The sequence below is a fragment of the Comamonas sp. C24C genome, assembly GCF_053345995.1.
The window spans coordinates 200068-218629 of record NZ_JBKFBC010000009.1 but is presented as its reverse complement, the minus strand read 5'-3'; the positions used below and the strand labels follow the sequence as shown (position 1 = coordinate 218629).

The window sequence follows — 18562 nt, the reverse complement described above, 5'->3', positions numbered from 1 at the left end:
GGGGCAGGCGCTGCAGGGCGCTCCTGACCGGGTTTGCCGCCATGGTGGCCATGGGGGCCGTGCGGATGATGCATGCGCAGGGTGGCTGCATCGAAGGTCTTTTTCTGCTCGGCATTGAGCTGGGCGTAGAAGGCCTTGGTTGCTTCGGCGCGGCGGTCCATCTCGGCCATGTGCTTGCCGCGCATTTCACGCATCTTGTCGATGCGCTCGGGAGTGGTCAACTTGGCAAAGGCTTCGCGGTCGCCGCGGGCAGGGCGTTCGCCGGGCTTCATGGCCTGGGTGTAGGTGGTCCAGGCGGCTTCCTGCGCAGGCGTCAGCTTCAGGTCGGCCTTGAGTTTTTCCATGCGCTGCTTCATATGCTCCATGCGGTCTCCGCGCTTGTCACCACGCTGGTGCTTGTGCGAATCGGGTGCTTTCTGGGCGGCTGCAGGCTGCTCTGCGGGAGCTGTCTGGGCAAAGCTGGGCAGGCTCAGCGAGGCGAGCAGGGCGGTTGCCACGGCGGCGCCGGTCAGTGTCTGGCGAAAGCGGGTCATGTCTGTTTCCTTTTCTGTGGAAGTGGAAGAAGTGGCCGCCTGGTCTTGCTCCTGAATGGGCATTCGGTAGCGGATGACTGAAGTGTGGACCCCCCATGTTTCTGAGACGTGAGGTTTTGCAGCCGCTCTGTAAAGTATTGATAAGTTTGAGTGGCTGCGACTGCGCAACAATGCATGCATGGGCTGCGTTGGCGGCCGATTTTTTTCCGCGAGATCCAGCTGCTGGAGCTGGCGACGATTGAAGGTTTAGCAAAGGTTTTTGATGTTCAAGAACATGATTGTTTATCGCATTGCCGAGAGCTGGCAGGGCGATCTGCAGCTGCTGGAAGATGCGCTGCAAAAGACGGTGTTTGAGGAGTGCGGCGCGACCCAGGAGCGTTCCGTGGGCTGGGTGCCGCCGCGCGGCGAGCCCCATGGCCCGCTGGCGGAAAGCGTGGCCGGTCAATGGGTGATGCGCTTCATGAGCGAGTCCAAGATGCTGCCGGCCAGCGTGCTCAACCGCAAGGTCAACGAGAAGGCCGAGCACATCGAAAAGACCGAGGGCCGCAAGCCCGGCAAGAAGGAGAAGAAGGAGCTCAAGGACGAGGCCAAGCTGGACCTGCTGCCCATGGCCTTCACCAAGCAGGGCAGCATGTGGGTCTGGATCGATCCGCAGGCGCGCACGCTGGTGCTCGATACCAGTGCGCAAGGTCGTGCCGACGAGATCGTGACGCTGCTGGTCGAAGGTCTGCCGGGCTTTGCGTTGGCGCTGCTGGATACGCAGACCAGTCCGCAGGCCGCCATGGCGCACTGGCTGATGACGCAGGAGCCGCCCGCTGGTTTTTCCATCGACCGCGAGTGCGAGCTCAAGGCTGCCGATGAGTCCAAGGCCGTGGTGCGCTATGCACGCCATCCGCTCGACATCGACGAGGTGCGCCAGCATATCGAGCATGGCAAGCTGCCGACCAAGCTGGCCATGACATGGGATGACCGCGTGAGCTTTGTGCTCAGCGAAGGTCTGCAGATCAAGAAGATCGCGCTGCTCGATGCGGTGATGGATGGCCAATCCCAGGATGACGGCGGTTTCGATACCGATGTGACGATTGCCACGGGCGAGCTGTCGCGTCTGATTCCCGATCTGATCGAGGCGCTGGGCGGGGAAGGGCGCACGGGTCTGGGCGACGGCCTGCCGGCATCGCTGTCGTCGGCGCCTGCGGCAGAGACTTTGCCCGTGCGTCTGGCACAGGGACGCGGGCAGGGCTCGTTCACCGGCCCGGCCACCGCGCCCGCCGATACGGCCCCTGAAGAGGCGCCGTTCTGATGCTATGGATGATGTAGCTGCTTGCGCTTTTCAATCAAGGATTTCAGTATTTAATGATGCTGAAATCAAGTAGCAGCAAGCGCTAGAAGCTATCAAAAAAAGGCCTGCCGGAGTGATCTGGCAGGCCTTTTTCATGGGCTCTTCGGTGCCCTGAAACGCGGTATCAGACGCGCTCGAAAATCGCGGCGATACCCTGGCCGCCGCCGATGCACATGGTCACCAGCGCATAGCGGCCGCCGGTGCGCTGCAGCTCGTACAAGGCCTTGGTGGTGATGATGGCGCCGGTGGCACCCACGGGATGGCCCAGGGAGATGCCGGAGCCGTTGGGGTTGACCTTGGCAGGGTCCAGTGCGAGCTCCTGAATCACGGCGCAGGCCTGGGCGGCAAAGGCTTCGTTGGCTTCAATCACGTCCATCTGCTCGATCTTCAGACTGGTGCGTGCCAGCACCTTCTGCGTGGCGGGGACCGGGCCGATGCCCATGTATGCGGGATCGACGCCTGCGTGGGCGTAGCCGACCAGGCGGGCAATGGGCTTGGCGCCGGAAGACTTCAGGGCCTGCTCGCTCATCATCAGCACGGCGGCCGCGCCGTCGTTGATGCCGGAGGCATTGCCGGCGGTGACCGTGCCGCCTTCCTTCTTGAACGCGGGCTTCATGCCGGCAAGGGTATCCAGCGTGGTGGCGGCGCGCACATGTTCGTCGGTGTCGAACAGCACCACGCCCTTGCGGCTGGCAATTTCCACGGGAACGATCTGTTCCTTGAAGCGGCCGGCCTCGATGGCGGCAGCGGCGCGCTGCTGGCTGATGACCGCCAGTTCGTCCTGCATCACGCGGCTGATCTTGTAGCGTTCGGCCACGTTTTCAGCGGTGATGCCCATGTGCATTTTTTGCCAGGGATCGTGCAGGATGCCCAGCATGTAGTCGATGCTCTTGGCATCGCCCATGCGTGCGCCCCAGCGCGAGGCCGTGTCGAAGTAGGGGCCGCGGCTCATGGATTCGGAGCCGGCGCCGATCGCCACTTCGCAGTCGCCCAGCGCAATGGATTGCGCCGCCGAGACGATGGCCTGCAGGCCGGAGCCGCACAGGCGGTTGACGTTGTAGGCAGGGGTTTCGATGGAACAGCCAGCATCCACGGCCGCCACGCGGGACAGGTAGGCGTCGCGCGTGTCGGTGGGGATGACGTTGCCCATCACCACATGGCCCACGGTGTCGGCGGCGATGCCGGCACGCGCAATGGCGGCCTTGACCACGGTGGTGGCCAGCTGGGCGTTGGGAACGTCCTTGAGGCTGCCGCCAAAAGTGCCGATGGCCGTGCGCGCGGCGCTGACAACGAAGATGTCTCTGGTGCTCATGGTTTGTCTCCTGCATTGCATGGGCAATGCTTGTGCTTGAATGATTTGAAAAGATGAATGAGAGCAACCGCATTCATCGCACAGAGTATTCTGCAGTATTTGCTGCAGTGCAACATGTCTCGTTGTTGACGCCGCCCTGCGCGGGCCACGAGGGTTTCACGTGAAACCCGCAAGCCGTCTCAGGCAGCAGTCCTGCGCCGGGGCGCCGTGGGTTCATGATGCGCCGGCGTCAGGTCGGTGTCGGCGCTGGCCAGGTCGTCGAGGATGGGGCAGTCCGGCCTGTCATCGCCGTGGCAGCAATGCACCAGGGTCTGCAGCGTGCGCTGCATGGATTGCATGGCGGCAATGCGCTCGGTCAGCGTGGCGATGTGCTTTTGCGCAATGGCCTTGACCTGGCTGCTGGCGCGGCCCTGGTCCTGCCACAGGCCGAGCAGGGTGGCGATCTCGTCCATGGAAAAGCCCAGATCGCGCCCGCGGCGAATGAAGCGCAGTGCGTGCACATCGGCTTCGGTGTACTGGCGATAGCCGCTGTCGGTGCGGTGCACGGGCGGCAGCAGGCCCAGTGCTTCGTAGTGACGCACCATGCGCGCAGAGACCCCGGCGCGACGTGCGGCCTCGCCGATGACGACAGGCCAGTTCTGAGCGATTTTTTGTGTCGGTGGGTGGTTGGGCATGGCTAGTCCTGAAAAAACGCGCCAGCGGCCTCCTGATGCCTTGCGTGAGGTGCTGACGCGGTGGGTGGGCAGCGTTCAGGCGACCTTGTAGCCTTCTTCGGCAATGGCCGCTGCCACGGCTTCGCGGCTGGCGCCGGTTTCGACTTCCACGCGGTTGGCTGCGCGGTCGATCTTGATCTGTGCCTGGGCATCGACGCCCTGGATGGCGTTGCTGACGGCACGCTCGCAGTGGCCGCAGGTCATGCCTTGAACTTCAAAAACTTGTTGCATGGATGGCTCCTTCAGAAAGTGAGTCGACCGGGCTGGCGGACTCGATGCCTTGAATGGTCAACCCTAACATCATGACAAGGTCAAGCCTTTGACAAGACTTGGGTCCGGGCAGGGTTGATAAGCCGCAAAGTCTGCCGATAAGACGTTGTCATCTTGCAGATCGCCATGGCTTGGGCATCGCAGTCACGGGTTTTTCTCGGTGTCGGTGACAATCTGAAACAATTTGCAAGTTCTGGCCCGACAATGCCAGTCGTTCAAAGTGGAGAGAGATTCATGAGTCTGTTGGAAATGATGCGGGGCTTCACCATCCGCACGCGCATGATGGGCGCCATTGGTGTGGTGATGGTGTTGCTGGGCTTGCTGGGGGGCGCCGGGATGCTGGGCATGTTCCGCATCCAGGACATGAGCCAGGAGTTTCTGAGCAACGCCTTTGTCAAATCGGGCCATATGGCGCAGCTGCGCACCGAGCTGGGCGGCATCCGCTCCAGCGAGAAGGACATGGTCATCCAGTACGAAAAGCCTGAAGAGGTGCGCAAGGCCTATCAGCAATGGGTCATGAACATCGACAAGTCCAAGGCGACGCTGGGCAAGTTCGTGACCGACCAGAACGCGCAGGATGCGCAGCTGACCAAGAGCATCATTGGCCACCTCGACAGCTATCGCAAGCTGTTCGAGCCCATTGCGCGTCAGCTCGAAGCCGGCGGCTATGACTCGGCGACGACGGCCAACCGCATGAGCGGCAAGGCCCTGGCCGAAGTCATGGAGGCCGACAAGCTGCTGGCGCAACTGGACAAGCTGCTGCGCGAGCAGGCCGACGCACTGGCTGCGGCCGAGCGCGACGTGGCCGACCAGACACGCTGGATGTTTGTGGTGGCCGTGATCCTGGCGCTGGTGGTGGTGATTCCGCTGACCCTGCTCAATATGCTGTCCATCTGCCGTCCGCTTGAAGTGGCCCGCCAGATGGCACTGACGATTGCCGGCGGCGATCTGTCGCTCAAGGCCGAGGTCAGCGGCAAGGACGAGCTGACGGATCTGCAGCGCGCGCTGGATCAGATGCAGCAGTCGCTGGGCACCACGGTGGCCCAGGTGCGCGATGCAAGCGGCAACATCGCAACGGCCAGCCAGGAAATTGCCACGGGCAACCAGGACCTTTCGGCGCGTACCGAACAGACGGCCAGCAATCTGCAGGAAACCGTCGCCTCGCTGGCCCAGCTGACGGCCACGGTGCAGCAGACCGCATCGTCGTCGCAGCTGGCCAACCAACTGGCAGCCTCGGCCTCTTCGACGGCCGTGCAGGGCGGCGAGATCGTCGGCCAGGCCGTCAACAGCATGCAGGAGATCTCGGCCTCCAGCCGCAAGATCGGCGACATCATCGGCCTGATCGATTCCATCGCCTTCCAGACGAATATCCTGGCGCTGAATGCGGCCGTGGAAGCAGCCCGTGCGGGCGAGCAGGGACGCGGCTTCGCCGTGGTGGCGGCCGAAGTGCGCAGCCTGGCCCAGCGTTCGGCCCAGGCCGCCAACGAGATCAAGTCGCTGATCAACACCAGCGTGCAGACCGTGGATGTGGGCGCGCGTCAGGTGGAAAGCGCCGGCAAGGCCATGCAGGAGACCGTGGACAGCGCACAGCGTGTGGGCGACATCATCGGCGAGATCACCGCGGCATCCAGCGAGCAGTCGCTGGGCATCAGTCAGGTCAACCAGGCGGTGGGCGACATCGACCGCATGACCCAGCAGAACGCGGCCCTGGTGGAAGAGTCGGCTGCCGCCGCAGAGTCCCTGCGCGAGCAGGCGGCGCGACTGGCCCAGCTGGTCAGCCAGTTCAAGCTGGCCGGCGGCGCGGTGCATGCCGCCCAGCGCAGCCCCAGAGCTGCGGCACATCCCGGCATGGCGCCGGCGGCACTGGCTTCCGCCCAGGCGGCCTTGCCCGGCCAGAAGCAGCAGTTGCTCGAACAGGCCTGAGCCTTTAGAACGTAAGCGCGTTCTAAGCGGCTTGCGCCGTCAAAAAAGCCCGGTTGCAGCGATGCACCGGGCTTTTTGTTTTTCACGCAATGGCTGCCGGCGCGATCGAAGAAGGCTGCAGCCGGATGGATGGCGTTTACTGGCTGGCGAGTGCAGGGTAGTCGGTATAGCCGTCGGCGCCGCCCCCGTAGAAGCGTGCGCTGTTCCAGGCATTGAGCGGCAGGTCGTCGTGCAGGCGGCGCACCAGGTCGGGGTTGGAGATATAGGCCTTGCCGAAGGCCACGACATCGGCATAGCCGCTCTCCACGGCACGCATGGCCAGCTCGCGGTCATAGCCGTTGTTGACCATCCAGGCTCCCTTGCCGCCCGCAGAGCGATAGGCCTGCTTGAGTGCCTGATAGTCGAAGGGGCGATCTGCGAGCTCGCGCGGACCGCCTGTTGCGCCTTCGATCACGTGGATATAGGACAGGCCCAGCGGCGCGAGCTGGCGCACCAGATACTCGAACAGCGCCTGCGGGTCCGCGTCCACGATGTCGTTGGCCGGCGTGACCGGAGAGATGCGGATGCCGACCTTGCCGGCACCGATGGCATCGGCCACAGCGCGCACGCATTCCAGCACCAGGCGGGCCCGGTTTTCGATGCTGCCGCCGTAGTCGTCGCTGCGCTGGTTGGTGCCGGTCTTGAGGAACTGGTCGAGCAGATAGCCGTTGGCTGCATGAAGTTCCACGCCATCGAAGCCAGCCGACTGCACGGCCTCGCGTGCGGCGGTGGCGAAGCTGTAAACAATCTCCGGCAGCTCCTGCTGCTCGAGGGCGCGCGGCGCCGAGGTGGCGACGAACTGGCCTTGTCCCGTCTCGCGGTCGATCACAAAGGTCTTGGAGCGGGCCGTCAGCGCCGAGGGTGCGACCGGTGCCTGCAGGTCGGGTTGCAGCACGGTATGGGAGATGCGGCCCACATGCCAGAGCTGGGTGACGATACGCCCGCCCTTGGCATGCACGGCATCGGTGACTTTCTTCCAGGCCTGCAGCTGCTCCTGACCATAGAGACCGGGTACATCGGCATAGCCCTGTCCCTGGTGGCTGATGGCCGTGCCTTCGCTGATCAGCAGCCCGGCAGAGGCGCGCTGGACGTAGTAGGTCTGCATCAGCGGCGTGGGGACTGCGTCGGGCGCACGGTTGCGCGTCAGCGGGGCCATGGCAATGCGGTTGGGCAGGTGCAGACTGCCCGCTTCAATCGGGTCGAACAATGAGGTCATGCAGAACTCCAGATGAAAAAAAGCTCGGTGGGTACCGAGCTTTTGAGTGTGCATGGGTGTCAAAAAACTTACTTCAGCAAGCCTTCTGCCTTCATGGCGGCCTGCACGGCGGGACGGGCCAGAATGCGCTCGCGGTAGGCCTGAATATGCTGGAGTTCGGAGATGTCCAGGCCCACAAACTGGGCCCATCCGGTGACCGTGAAAAAGTAGGCATCGGCCACGGTGAACTGATCGCCCATCAGATAGGTCTTGTTGGCGAGCTGTTCGTTGACCCAGCTCAGGCGCTTGAGCAGATTGGCGCGCGCCAAGGGCTTGTAGTCTTCAGGCGTTGCCGGGTTGAACAAGGGGCCGAAGCCCTTGTGCACCTCGGTGCCGATGAAGTTCAGCCATTCCTGCAGGTGGTAGCGGGCCACGGTGCCGTTGGCGGGCGCCAGGTTTTTCTCGGGAGCCAGGTCGGCCAGGTACTGAACAATGGCCGGACCTTCGTGCAGGGTGTCGCCGTTGTCCAGCACCAGAAAGGGCACATAGCCCAGCGGATTGATGCCGTAGTAATCGGTTCCATCCTGGAGCTTGTGGCTCTTGGTGCTGACCATCACGGTTTCATGCTGCAGCTCTGCTTCGTGCAGCACGATGTGCGGAGACAGGGAGCAGGCGCCGGGGCTGTAGTAAAGCTTCATGGTGAGTGGCTCTCTATGCAATGAAAAGACAAGCGCCCATGCTAAACCGGTTGCATGTCATGTGCATACGCCGCCGACAGCAAGTAGTCCGTATCCGTGGGGGATTGCTCAGCCCAGGCGTGTTGCGGCCCACAGCACCTGCTGCACCAGTGCCTCCATGCCTTGCTGGTTCTGTGTGCGCACCAGATGGCCCTGGGCATCGAAGGCCTCGCCTGCCTGGCTCACGGCATGGCTGCGCGGCGCGACCCAGCATTCCAGATTCAATAGCAGCGCAGCGAGATGTGACTGTGCTCTCAGGCCACCAAGACCTCCGGGCGAGGCACTGGCCATGCCGACGACCTTGTTGCGAAAGGGCAGAACGCCATCGGACCACTGTGCGTCGCCCTTGACCGGGCTGGAGGCCCAGTCGATCGCGTTCTTGAGCAGGGCAGGGTAGCTGCCGTTGTACTCGGGGCTGCAGACAATCCAGGCCGCATGGCTGTGCATGGCCTGCTTGAGGCGAATGACATCGGCAGGCGTGCCCTGCGCTTCGAGGTCGGCGTTATAGAGCGGGATGTCGTAGTCCGACAACTCCAGCAGGCTGGGCTCTGCACCTCGCTGCCGGGCGATGGAGGCGGCCACCTTGGCCAGCTTGCGGTTGTACGAGTCTTGGCGGGTACTGCCCGCAAAAATGAGGATTTGCATGCAGTCATTGCAGCACAGAGCGATTGCATTTTTCATGCGTAGGCAGGGCCATCAGGGCAAACATCTAGGCCGTGGCTCTGGCTGCCATGTTTCACGTGAAACCCCCCTGCCAAGGCATTGTTGCGCCAATGGTGGGAAAATTGCAGGTTCCCCGCAGGGCTGGACATGGCGCGAAAACATGTCCGCCTGCCATGAGAGCCGAGGCATGGTTGCCTCGTGCAGGGGCTAGGGCCGGGCTTGGCCCGGAGCAGAAATATGTTGTACCCACAGGAATTTGACGTGATCGTGGTCGGTGGCGGCCACGCCGGCACCGAGGCCGCGTTGGCCGCTGCACGCATGGGCAGCAAGACATTGCTGCTGACCCACAATATCGAAACCCTGGGGCAGATGAGCTGCAACCCCAGCATCGGCGGCATCGGCAAGGGTCACCTGGTCAAGGAGGTCGATGCCCTGGGCGGTGCCATGGCCCTGGCAACCGACAAGGGCGGCATCCAGTTCCGCATCTTGAACAGCTCCAAGGGCCCGGCCGTGCGTGCCACGCGTGCCCAGGCCGACCGCATTCTGTACAAGGCCGCGATTCGCGAGATGCTGGAAAACCAGCCCAATCTCTGGCTCTTCCAGCAGGCCGTGGATGATCTGATGGTGGAGGGCGACCGCGTGGTCGGTGCCGTCACCCAGGTGGGCCTCAAGTTCCGCAGCCGCACCGTGGTGCTGACCGCGGGTACCTTCCTCGACGGCAAGATCCACGTGGGCCTGAACAACTATGCGGCTGGCCGTGCGGGCGATCCACCGGCCGTGAGCCTGTCGGCACGCCTGAAGGAGCTCCAGCTGCCTCAGGGCCGTCTGAAGACCGGCACGCCGCCGCGCATCGACGGCCGCAGCATCGACTTCAGCCAGTGCGAGGAGCAACCTGGCGACGGCATGCCCGGCGGCGTGAACGAGGGTGAAGTGCCCGTGTTCAGCTTCATGGGCAACCGTGCGATGCATCCCCGGCAAATGCCTTGCTGGATCACGCACACCAATGCGCGCACGCACGAGATCATCCGCAGCGGCTTTGACCGCAGTCCCATGTTCACCGGCAAGATCGAGGGTGTGGGTCCGCGTTACTGCCCCAGCGTGGAAGACAAGATCAACCGCTTCGCGGACAAGGAAAGCCACCAGATCTTCCTTGAGCCCGAAGGCCTGACCACGCACGAGTTCTACCCCAACGGCATCTCCACCAGCCTGCCGTTCGACATTCAGTACGAACTGGTGCGCAGCATGAAGGGGCTGGAGAACGCCCATATCCTGCGCCCCGGCTATGCCATCGAGTACGACTACTTCGATCCGCGCTCGCTCAAGAGCAGCTTCGAGACCAAGCAGATCCAGGGTCTGTTCTTTGCTGGTCAGATCAATGGCACGACCGGCTACGAGGAGGCAGCAGCCCAGGGTCTGTTCGCTGGCCTGAACGCAGCACTGCAGTGCCGTGGCGAAGGCCCCTGGATGCCGCGCCGTGACGAGGCCTATCTGGGCGTGCTGGTCGACGATCTGATCACCAAGGGCGTGACCGAGCCCTACCGCATGTTCACCAGCCGCGCCGAGTTCCGCCTGCAGCTGCGTGAAGACAATGCCGATATGCGCCTGACCGAAGCGGGTCGCCAGATGGGCCTGGTCGACGATGTGCGCTGGGATTCCTTCAGCCGCAAGCGCGATGCTGTTTCACGTGAAACAGAGCGCCTCAAGTCCACCTGGGTGAATCCGCGTGTGGTTGCTGCAGAAGAGTCCGAGCGTGTGCTGGGCAAGGCCATGGAACGCGAATACAACCTGTTCGACCTGCTGCGTCGCCCCGGAGTCGATTACGACAAGCTCATGGGCATGAACCAGGGCAAGTACGCCAGTGCCGATGTGCAGCCCGAGGCTCTGGGTGAGCTCAGTGCCCCGGTGATCGAGCAGGTGGAGATCGCCGCCAAGTACTCGGGCTATATCGACCGCCAGAAGGATGAAGTCGAACGCGCAGCCCATTTCGAGCGTCTGCGTCTGCCGTTGGACTTCGACTATATGCAGGTGGCAGCGCTGTCCTTCGAGGTGCGCCAGAAGCTGCAAAAGCACAGGCCCGAAACCCTGGGTCAGGCTTCGCGTATTTCGGGGGTGACGCCGGCGGCGATCTCGCTGCTCATGGTGCATCTGAAAAAAGGCGGCTTCAAGGGCTTCACCACTCAGAACGAAGAGGCTTCCGCATGAGCCAGGTTTTGCGTACCCAGCTGGAGCAGGGCGTCCAGGCATTGCAGCTGGAACTGGCCCCGGCCCAGATCGATCTGCTGATGTCCTTCATGGATCTGCTGCAGAAGTGGAACAAGGTCTACAACCTCACGTCGGTGCGTGATCCCCAGGAGATGCTGACACATCACCTGCTCGACAGCCTGGCTGCCGTGCCCGCCTTGCTTCGGCATGTGAACCGCCAGCCGGTGGAAGAGGGCAAGCGCCTGCCGCTGCTGGACGTGGGCTCGGGCGGAGGTCTGCCCGGCGTGGTGTTTGCCATCTGCTGCCCGCAGATCGATGTGAACTGCGTGGATACCGTGGGCAAGAAGGCCGCATTCATCCAGCAGGTGGCGGCAGCCTTGCGCCTGCCCAATCTGCGCGGCATTCATGATCGGGTGGAAAACCTCAAGACCCGCTATCCGGTCATCAGCTGCCGCGCCTTTGCGTCCTTGGTGGATTTCACTACCTGGTCGCGCAAGGCTCTGGCCGAGGACGGCATCTGGTTTGCCATGAAGGGCAAGCACCCCGACGACGAGATTGCCGCCTTGCCCGCCGATGTGAAGGTGTTTCACGTGGAACCTTTGGCCGTGCCCGGCCTGGACGCCGAGCGCTGCGTCATCTGGTTGAAGCTGGCTTCTTGAGCGGTAAAGCTCGGCCGAGGCACTTTGTTTCCAAGGGGAGCAAAGTGCCTTTTTACATACTGTGTCAGGCAACATCTGCGCAATGCAGATGCGCCGGTCATGGCCCTCGCATAAACTTGCTGTTTTCCATCGCGCAGGGTTTGAATGTTTGGCATCTCTGATTACGGCGCTTTCGCAGCCGCCGTTACCGTTTTCTTGCTGATCCCTGGACCAGGCAATCTGGCCTTGATTACCTCCACGGGCAAGGGCGGATGGAGAGCGGGCCTTGCATGCTGCCTGGGTGTGATGGCTGCCGATCAGGTGCTGATGTGGCTGGCCGTGGCCGGTGTGGCAGCGGTGCTGGCCGCCTATCCGGCGGCCTTTCACGCCGTGCAGTGGGTGGGGGCGGCCTATCTGGCCTGGCTGGGCTACAAGCTGCTCACGGCCAAGCCTGGCGATGCGCCGGCCATTGAAATCCAGCCGCGCCAGTATTTCCGCCAGGGTGCTCTGATCACCCTGATGAACCCCAAGGCCATCGTGTTCTACATGGCATTCTTCCCCATGTTCGTGGACCCGGCCCGGCATCAGGGCGCCATCACCTTTGGCGTGATGGCTGCCACGGTGGCGGCAATTACCTTTATCTACAGCGTCATCGTGGTGACGCTGACCACGGTGCTGGCAGAGCGTCTGCGTGCCAATCCGGCCGTGGTGAAGTGGCTGGAAAAAACAGCCGGTGTGTTTCTGATCGGTTTTGGCCTCAAGCTGGCCGCCAACTAAAAGAGAAGTTCAATGGCCAAAATTTTCTGCGTTGCCAATCAAAAGGGTGGAGTGGGCAAGACCACGACCACGGTCAATCTTGCCGCCGGTCTGGCCAAGGTCGGCCAGCGCGTGCTGCTGATCGACCTGGACCCGCAGGGCAATGCCACCATGGGCTCCGGCGTGGACAAGCGCGCGCTGGAGTTGACGGTCTACGACGTGTTGCTGGAAAACGCCAGCGTCAAGGAAGTAGCCCAGAAGTCCGAGCAGGTCGGCTATGACGTGCTGGGCGCCAACCGTGAGCTGTCGGGCGCCGAGATCGAGCTGGTCTCGCTGGAGCGTCGTAACGAGCGTCTCAAGACCGCTCTGCAGGCCGTGGCTGCCGACTACGACTTCGTGCTGATCGACTGCCCGCCTTCGCTGTCCATGCTGACCCTGAACGGTCTGTGCTCGGCGCATGGCGTGATCGTTCCCATGCAGTGCGAGTACTTTGCGCTGGAAGGCTTGACCGATCTGGTCAACACCATCAAGCAGGTGCATGCCAATATGAACCCCGACCTGCAGATCATCGGTCTGTTGCGCGTGATGTTCGATCCGCGCACCACGCTGCAGCAACAGGTCAGCGACCAGCTCAAGGAGCATTTCGGCGACAAGGTGTTCGATACCGTGATCCCGCGCAATGTGCGCCTGGCCGAAGCACCCAGCTACGGCCTGCCCGGCGTGGTATTCGATGCCTCGGCCAAGGGCAGCAAGGCCTTTGTCGAGTTCGCCGAAGAGATGGTGCGCCGCATCAAGAAAATGTGAGTGTTTCACGTGAAACAGCTCCCAGTCTCCCATCCAGCCATCTTTAACGACCATGACCTCTGAAGCACTGAACCCGCAGCATGTCTGGCTGCTTCCCGGCTGGCAGAACTCCGACCCTGGCCACTGGCAGAGTCTGTGGCAGGACCGGTACGGCTACCAGCGACTGGAGCAGCACAGCTGGCAGCATCCGCTGCGTGGGGACTGGAGCATTCGCCTGCAGGAAACCGTGCTCGACGCTCCTGCCCCCGTGACGCTGGTGGCGCACAGCCTGGGCTGTATTCTGGTGGCATGGTGGGCGGCGCATTCTCAGGTTGCGAAAACCAAGGTGCGCGGCGCTCTGCTGGTGGCCCCCGGTGATACGGAGCAGGAAAGCCTGCGCGGCGCTTTGCCCGGCTGGTCGCCTGTGCTGCTGCAAAAGCTGCCCTTCCCGTCGATACTGGTGGGCAGCGAGAACGACCCCAACTGCTCGGTAGCACGCGCACAGACCATGGCACAGGGCTGGGGCAGCCGTTTTGTGAATGCGGGTGCCGCAGGCCATATCAACACGGCCAGCGGACTGGGACTATGGGAAGCCGGGCATGAGCTGCTGCTCTCCCTTTAAAGAAAGAATTCAGCAATGGTGACTAAGAAACCCAAGGGCCTGGGACGTGGTCTGGAAGCCCTGCTGGGCCCCAAGGTCAGCGAAGCAGAGCAGGTCGCCGCGAGCGGGTCTCAGGCCAATCTGCCGAGCTCCCTGGCACTCAATGTGATGGTGGCCGGCCAGTACCAGCCGCGCACCCGCATGGACGAAGGCGCCTTGTACGAGCTGGCCGAGAGCATCAAGGCCCAGGGCATCATGCAGCCGATTCTGGTGCGCCAGCTCTCCCGGGGCGACAACGCCGGCAAGTACGAAATCATTGCTGGCGAGCGGCGCTTCCGTGCCGCGCATATCGCGGGTCTGTCCGAGGTGCCGGTGCTGGTGCGCGAGGTGCCCGACGAGGCGGCAGCGGCCATGGCACTGATCGAGAACATTCAGCGCGAAGACCTGAATCCGCTGGAAGAGGCGCAGGGTCTGGCCCGTCTGGTCAAGGAGTTCGGCCTGACCCACGAGCAGACCGCGCAGGCCGTGGGCCGCTCGCGCAGTGCTGCCACCAATCTGCTGCGCCTGCTGAATCTGGCCGAGCCCGTGCAGACCATGCTGATGGCCGGCGATATCGACATGGGCCATGCACGGGCGCTGCTGACGCTGGACCGGGCCACCCAGATCACGGCAGGCAACCAGATCGCGGCCAAGAAGATGTCGGTGCGTGAGGCCGAGTCGCTGGTCAAGAAGATCGGTGCCGAGTTCAATCTGACGCGCCAGAAGGCCAAGAAAGATGGCAAGTCGCGCGACGTGAAACGCATCGAGGAAGAGCTGTCCGACCTGCTCACCGCCGATGTCGAGGTGCGCATCAAGAAGACCGTGCGCCGCCACGGCAAGCAGCAGGAAATGGGCGAGATCGCCATCCAGTTTGGCTCGCTGGAGGAGCTCAACGGCCTCATCGAAAAGCTGCGCGGCGAAGTCTGATTCTTGGGCCCAAGCAAGCGAAAAGAGCATCCACAGATGCTCTTTTTTTGTGCGCGCGCAGCGTTCAGCTGCGGTAGCCGGGGTCGATTCGTTCGAGCTTGCGCAGCAGGGCAGGCCAGGCAAACTGGCCGCCCATTCCGCCGGTCTGCACCTTCATGGCATGGGCGATGCCCTGCAGAATCTGCGGGTTGACCTCGGTGAGTTCGGTGCCGCCGGACTGGGCCGCGATCTGGATCTGGCAGGCGGACTCGAAGACGTACATGGACAGAAAGGCATCGGCAATCGTGGGGCCGCAGGTCAGCAGACCGTGGTTGCGCAGCATGAGGAAGTTGGCCTCGCCCATGTCGGCCAGCAGACGCGGCTTCTCGTCCTCGCGAAAGGCCACGCCCTCGTAGACGTGATAGGCCAGGGACCCCAGGACAAAGGTGCTCTGCTGGCTGATGGGCAGCAGACCGTTCTTCTGGGCCGCCACGGCCACGCCGGCACGCGTGTGGGTGTGGATCACGCATTGCGCATCGGCGCGGGCCTCGTGCACGGCGCTGTGGATGACGAAGCCGGCCGGGTTCACGGGGAAGGGCGAGTCCATGAGCTTGTTGCAGCCCAGGTCCACCTTGATCAGCGAAGAGGCCGTGATCTCGTCAAACATCAGCCCGTAGGGGTTGATGAGAAAGTGATGCCCGGGGCCCGGCAGCCGCGCGCTGATGTGGGTGAAGACCAGATCGCTCCAGCCGTACAGCGCCACCAGCCGGTAGCAGGCGGCAAGGTCCACGCGCAACTGCCATTCCTCGGGGCTGACCAGATGCCGGACGCTGGGGATGTTCAAGGGTTCTTGGCTCACGGGCGACTCTCCTTCATCGTTGATCCGATGAATGTAGACACTCGTGTGCCGGCAGTCTGTTGGCTAGGCGACAGAACTCTGGAAACTCGGGCGAGGCGGGTTCGGATCAGGCGCGGTGGCAATGCCCATGGCGGGTGTTGGCCCGGGTCCGGAGCATAAAAAAACAGGAGCTTGCAGCGCAAGCTCCTGTTGATTTTCAGATCGCTTTTGTACTTAAACCGAAGCAGATCATGCGAAAGCAGCTATCAAAAGCGCTTACTTGATCTGGCCGCGCGACAGGTCCTGGATCATGCGGGCGGCCAGATACAGGCGCGGTACGATGGTGTTGATCTGCACGTATTCGGCATCGTTGGAATGCGCGCCATAGCCTGACAGGCCGAAGCCCTCGATCACGCCGCCCTTGGCCTTCAGGGCCGCAAAAGCCGCATCCGTGCCGCCGCCCGTGGCCTTGTCCATGACCTTCATGGGCAGCTTCAGCTCCTGCTCATAAATGCCCTGGGCGTGGGCGGCCAGCTTGCGCGCCGTGGTATTGGCTTCCAGCGGCGGGCGGCGCACCTCGAACTTCAGCTCCACCTTGCTGGCGGGGAGCAGCTTGCTGCCGATCTTGTCCTGCATGGCTTTTTCCAGCGCCGTGAAGTCGGCCACGCGCAGCGCGCGGGCATCGGCCTGGGCCGTGGCTTCGGCGGGAACCACATTGCGGTTGGTGCCGGCCTTGGACACCGTCCAGTTGAGCTTGAGGCCGTCCTGGGGCTGGGACAGATCCTTCATCTGCAGCAGCTGGTGCGACAGTTCGTACAGCGCATTCACGCCGTCCTCGGGCTTGGCGCCCGCATGCGATGCCTTGCCCGTGACCTTGAGGTAGGCGGCGCCGATGCCGCTGGTGGCCAGGCGCAGGCTGCCGTCGGTGCCGCCGCCTTCAAAGCTGAACACGGCGTCCTGCTCGGCCCCCAGGCGGGTGATGGTGCTGCGTGCGCCGGGCGAGCTGATTTCCTCGTCGCCGTTGATCAGCACGGTCAGCGTGCCGTAGTCCTCGATGCCCAGCTTCTTGAGCAGGGGCACGATATGCATGATCAGGGCCACGCCCTGCTTGTCGTCGGCAATGCCCAGGCCATAGGCCTTGTCGCCGTCGACGCGGAAGGGCTGGTCCTTGAGCATGCCGGGCAGATAGACGGTGTCCATATGCGCGATCAGCATGATGCGACTGCTACCCTTGCCCTTGAATTCGGCATGCACCATGGGGCCGACCTTCTCGGGCGTGTCATCGAGGCGGTAGATGTCGCTGGGCTCGATGATCTCGACCTTGCCGCCCTGGGCGCGCAGCTTGCCGGCAATGTATTCGGCAATCTTCTTCACGCCCGCCACATCCTTGCTGCCGGACTCGATATGCACCAGATCGCGCAGCGTATCCAGGTAGGGCTGCTGCTCCTTTTTTGCATGCTCCAGCCATTCGGCCTGAGGGGCAGCCTGGGCAGAGCCGAAGGCCAACACCAGGGCCAGGGGCAGGGCGCGCAGCAAAGGGGCAGAGGGCGTGTTCCAACGCATAGAAATTCTCCTTGAGGGGGGGCGGGCCGCTCCCGGATAGGGCCACGGCAGGAAAGGCGGCGTGATGCACCGCTCAGGGAATTCAGCTTAGCAGCCGTGTTTGCGGCCTCAGCGCTGAGGGACTAGGGATAAATACCAGGGTAACTTGATTTCTCGCGGCAACAAAAAAGCCCTGCAGCTTGCGCAGGCAGGGCTTGGTGGGTTGCGCCTGCGGCTCAGGCCGCGGCCAGATGGGCCTTGGTCTTCTTGCTCACGCCGTCGCCGACGATGACGGCCGAGACCACGGACAGCACCAGCGCAATCGCCGAGCCGTAGAACACGGCGTTCGTCATCTGGTGGTCCAGCATGTAGCCGAAGACCGGCGCGGCCAGGCAAAAGCCCAGATCCAGGCCGGAATACACCGTGCCGTAGACGCGGCCCGTGGCGCCGGGGGGCGCTGCGCGCTTGATCAGCATGTCGCGCGAGGGGCCGGCCAGGCCCGTGCCCAGACCGGCGATGGACGCCACGATCACGGCCGCCATGCCGGGCAGCCAGCCCGTGCCGACGACAAACAGCAGCAGGCCAGAGCCCAGCATGCAGATGGAGATCACCTTCTCCAGCCGCTGCACGCGGCCGACCAGAAAGCCGCCCACCACCATGCCCGCAGCGCCGCACAGCATATAGCCGGTGACGATCAGCGCCGTCACGGACAGCGGCAGACCGTACATGGATTGCAGGGCCGGGCTGGCAAAGCTCTGGATGGCGCTGAGCGCGCAGGTGCTCCAGAAGAAGAAGGAAAAGCACAGCCACACCGATGGCAGCTTCATGAAGGCCATGGGGTGTTCCTGGGGGGCGGCAACGGCGCCGGCGGCGGGCTTGGCGGCCGCGCCGGCGGCTTCGGCACGGTCGTCGAGTGCGTCGCGGTTGAAGACCATGATGGCCAGCACCATGGCGGCACAGATGGCGCCGCACAGGCAGGCCAGACGCCAGGAGCCCGTGGCCGTGGTGATGCCGGCCATGAACAGCGGCGCCAGCGCCCAGCCGATATTGCCCGACAGGCCGTGCACCGAGAACGCATGGCCTATGCGCTGCTGCGACACGCGCTTGTTGAGGATGGTGAAGTCCACGGGGTGGAAAGGCGCATTGCCCAGGCCCGCAAAAAAGGCTGCGGCCAGCAGCATGCTGTAGCCCTGTGCCGTGCTCGCAATCAGGCCGGCCACGACAAAGCTGCCGAGGGCGGCAAACAGGATGGGACGGGCACCAAAGCGGTCCACCGCAAAGCCGGCCAGCGCCTGGCCGGTGCCGGAGACGATGAAGAACAGCGAGACCATGACGCTGAGCTCGGCATAGCTGTAGCCGAATTCCTGGATCAGCCAGGGGAACAGCGGCGGCAGCAGCAGGTGGAAGAAGTGCGACGAGCCATGGGCCAGGCCGATGAGGCCGATGGTGCGCGCATCACTGCGCAGTGTCTCTGGCGCCTGGTTTTGGGATGTTGTGGAGGCAGGGCGGTTCATATATCGCATCTTAGGCAGA

The 18562-nt window shown here is 63.3% G+C and carries 18 protein-coding genes; 8 read left to right on the top strand and 10 right to left on the bottom strand.

Translation table 11 applies throughout. The features are described 5' to 3' along the window. On the bottom strand, positions 1 to 533 hold a 533-nt coding region (locus tag ACLBXN_RS17485), incomplete at its 3' end, for a Spy/CpxP family protein refolding chaperone (protein WP_447612969.1). A gap of 262 nt (positions 534 to 795) precedes the next feature. On the opposite strand from ACLBXN_RS17485, the gene ACLBXN_RS17480 reads away from it, so the two are divergent. Continuing rightward, positions 796 to 1833 (top strand): recombination-associated protein RdgC, encoded by a 1038-nt coding sequence (locus tag ACLBXN_RS17480; RefSeq protein WP_447612968.1) that lies wholly within the window; start codon positions 796 to 798, stop codon positions 1831 to 1833. Positions 1834 to 1996: 163 nt separating this feature from the next. Here the strand turns inward: ACLBXN_RS17480 and ACLBXN_RS17475 are convergent, their stop codons facing one another. The 3 genes from ACLBXN_RS17475 to ACLBXN_RS17465 form a co-directional block, all read right to left on the bottom strand. Continuing rightward, positions 1997 to 3184, bottom strand: coding sequence for an acetyl-CoA C-acyltransferase family protein (locus tag ACLBXN_RS17475; RefSeq protein ID WP_447612967.1), 1188 nt, complete (start codon positions 3182 to 3184; stop codon positions 1997 to 1999). 179 nt (positions 3185 to 3363) lie between these two features. Further along, positions 3364 to 3858: a Cu(I)-responsive transcriptional regulator gene (gene cueR / locus ACLBXN_RS17470; protein ID WP_211458151.1), complete on the bottom strand. Its 495-nt coding sequence runs from the start codon at positions 3856 to 3858 to the stop codon at positions 3364 to 3366. 75 nt (positions 3859 to 3933) lie between these two features. After that, positions 3934 to 4128 (bottom strand): heavy-metal-associated domain-containing protein, encoded by a 195-nt coding sequence (locus ACLBXN_RS17465; protein ID WP_003059978.1) that lies wholly within the window; start codon positions 4126 to 4128, stop codon positions 3934 to 3936. 273 nt (positions 4129 to 4401) lie between these two features. Between ACLBXN_RS17465 and ACLBXN_RS17460 the strand changes: the two genes are divergently transcribed. Next, complete coding sequence (locus ACLBXN_RS17460; protein WP_447612966.1) at positions 4402 to 6090, top strand: methyl-accepting chemotaxis protein; 1689 nt, start codon at positions 4402 to 4404, stop codon at positions 6088 to 6090. A gap of 136 nt (positions 6091 to 6226) precedes the next feature. On the opposite strand, the gene ACLBXN_RS17455 is transcribed toward ACLBXN_RS17460, so the two are convergent. The 3 genes from ACLBXN_RS17455 to ACLBXN_RS17445 all read right to left on the bottom strand — a co-directional run bounded on the left by ACLBXN_RS17455 (position 6227) and on the right by ACLBXN_RS17445 (position 8742). Then, positions 6227 to 7345, bottom strand: a complete 1119-nt coding sequence (locus tag ACLBXN_RS17455; protein ID WP_447612965.1) for an alkene reductase — start codon at positions 7343 to 7345, stop codon at positions 6227 to 6229. A gap of 68 nt (positions 7346 to 7413) precedes the next feature. Further along, a complete protein-coding gene (gene gstA / locus ACLBXN_RS17450; protein WP_211458148.1) occupies positions 7414 to 8022 on the bottom strand; it encodes a glutathione transferase GstA in 609 nt (202 codons plus the stop codon). Between the two features lie 108 nt (positions 8023 to 8130). Continuing rightward, positions 8131 to 8742, bottom strand: a complete 612-nt coding sequence (locus ACLBXN_RS17445) for an NADPH-dependent FMN reductase (RefSeq protein WP_447612964.1) — start codon at positions 8740 to 8742, stop codon at positions 8131 to 8133. 219 nt (positions 8743 to 8961) lie between these two features. On the opposite strand from ACLBXN_RS17445, the gene mnmG reads away from it, so the two are divergent. The 6 genes from mnmG to ACLBXN_RS17415 all read left to right on the top strand — a co-directional run bounded on the left by mnmG (position 8962) and on the right by ACLBXN_RS17415 (position 14670). Beyond that, positions 8962 to 10926 (top strand): tRNA uridine-5-carboxymethylaminomethyl(34) synthesis enzyme MnmG, encoded by a 1965-nt coding sequence (gene mnmG / locus ACLBXN_RS17440; RefSeq protein ID WP_447612963.1) that lies wholly within the window; start codon positions 8962 to 8964, stop codon positions 10924 to 10926. Further along, positions 10923 to 11585, top strand: a complete 663-nt coding sequence (gene rsmG / locus ACLBXN_RS17435) for a 16S rRNA (guanine(527)-N(7))-methyltransferase RsmG (protein ID WP_447612962.1) — start codon at positions 10923 to 10925, stop codon at positions 11583 to 11585. The genes mnmG and rsmG overlap by 4 nt, the downstream gene beginning before the upstream one ends. Positions 11586 to 11729: 144 nt before the next feature. Further along, positions 11730 to 12341 (top strand): LysE family translocator, encoded by a 612-nt coding sequence (locus tag ACLBXN_RS17430; protein ID WP_407714718.1) that lies wholly within the window; start codon positions 11730 to 11732, stop codon positions 12339 to 12341. 12 nt (positions 12342 to 12353) lie between these two features. After that, a complete protein-coding gene (locus ACLBXN_RS17425) occupies positions 12354 to 13124 on the top strand; it encodes a ParA family protein (RefSeq protein WP_003059963.1) in 771 nt (256 codons plus the stop codon). 52 nt (positions 13125 to 13176) lie between these two features. After that, positions 13177 to 13725: an alpha/beta hydrolase gene (locus ACLBXN_RS17420; RefSeq protein WP_179627304.1), complete on the top strand. Its 549-nt coding sequence runs from the start codon at positions 13177 to 13179 to the stop codon at positions 13723 to 13725. A gap of 15 nt (positions 13726 to 13740) precedes the next feature. After that, a complete protein-coding gene (locus tag ACLBXN_RS17415; protein ID WP_043003264.1) occupies positions 13741 to 14670 on the top strand; it encodes a ParB/RepB/Spo0J family partition protein in 930 nt (309 codons plus the stop codon). 64 nt (positions 14671 to 14734) lie between these two features. Here ACLBXN_RS17415 and ACLBXN_RS17410 read toward each other — a convergent pair whose 3' ends face one another. The 3 genes from ACLBXN_RS17410 to ACLBXN_RS17400 form a co-directional block, all read right to left on the bottom strand. Beyond that, positions 14735 to 15508: a class II aldolase/adducin family protein gene (locus ACLBXN_RS17410; protein ID WP_447612961.1), complete on the bottom strand. Its 774-nt coding sequence runs from the start codon at positions 15506 to 15508 to the stop codon at positions 14735 to 14737. A gap of 255 nt (positions 15509 to 15763) precedes the next feature. Further along, positions 15764 to 17050, bottom strand: coding sequence for a M20/M25/M40 family metallo-hydrolase (locus ACLBXN_RS17405; protein ID WP_447612960.1), 1287 nt, complete (start codon positions 17048 to 17050; stop codon positions 15764 to 15766). Positions 17051 to 17265: 215 nt separating this feature from the next. Then, positions 17266 to 18543, bottom strand: coding sequence for an MFS transporter (locus ACLBXN_RS17400; protein ID WP_447612959.1), 1278 nt, complete (start codon positions 18541 to 18543; stop codon positions 17266 to 17268). Between the last annotated feature and the right edge of the window lie 19 nt (positions 18544 to 18562).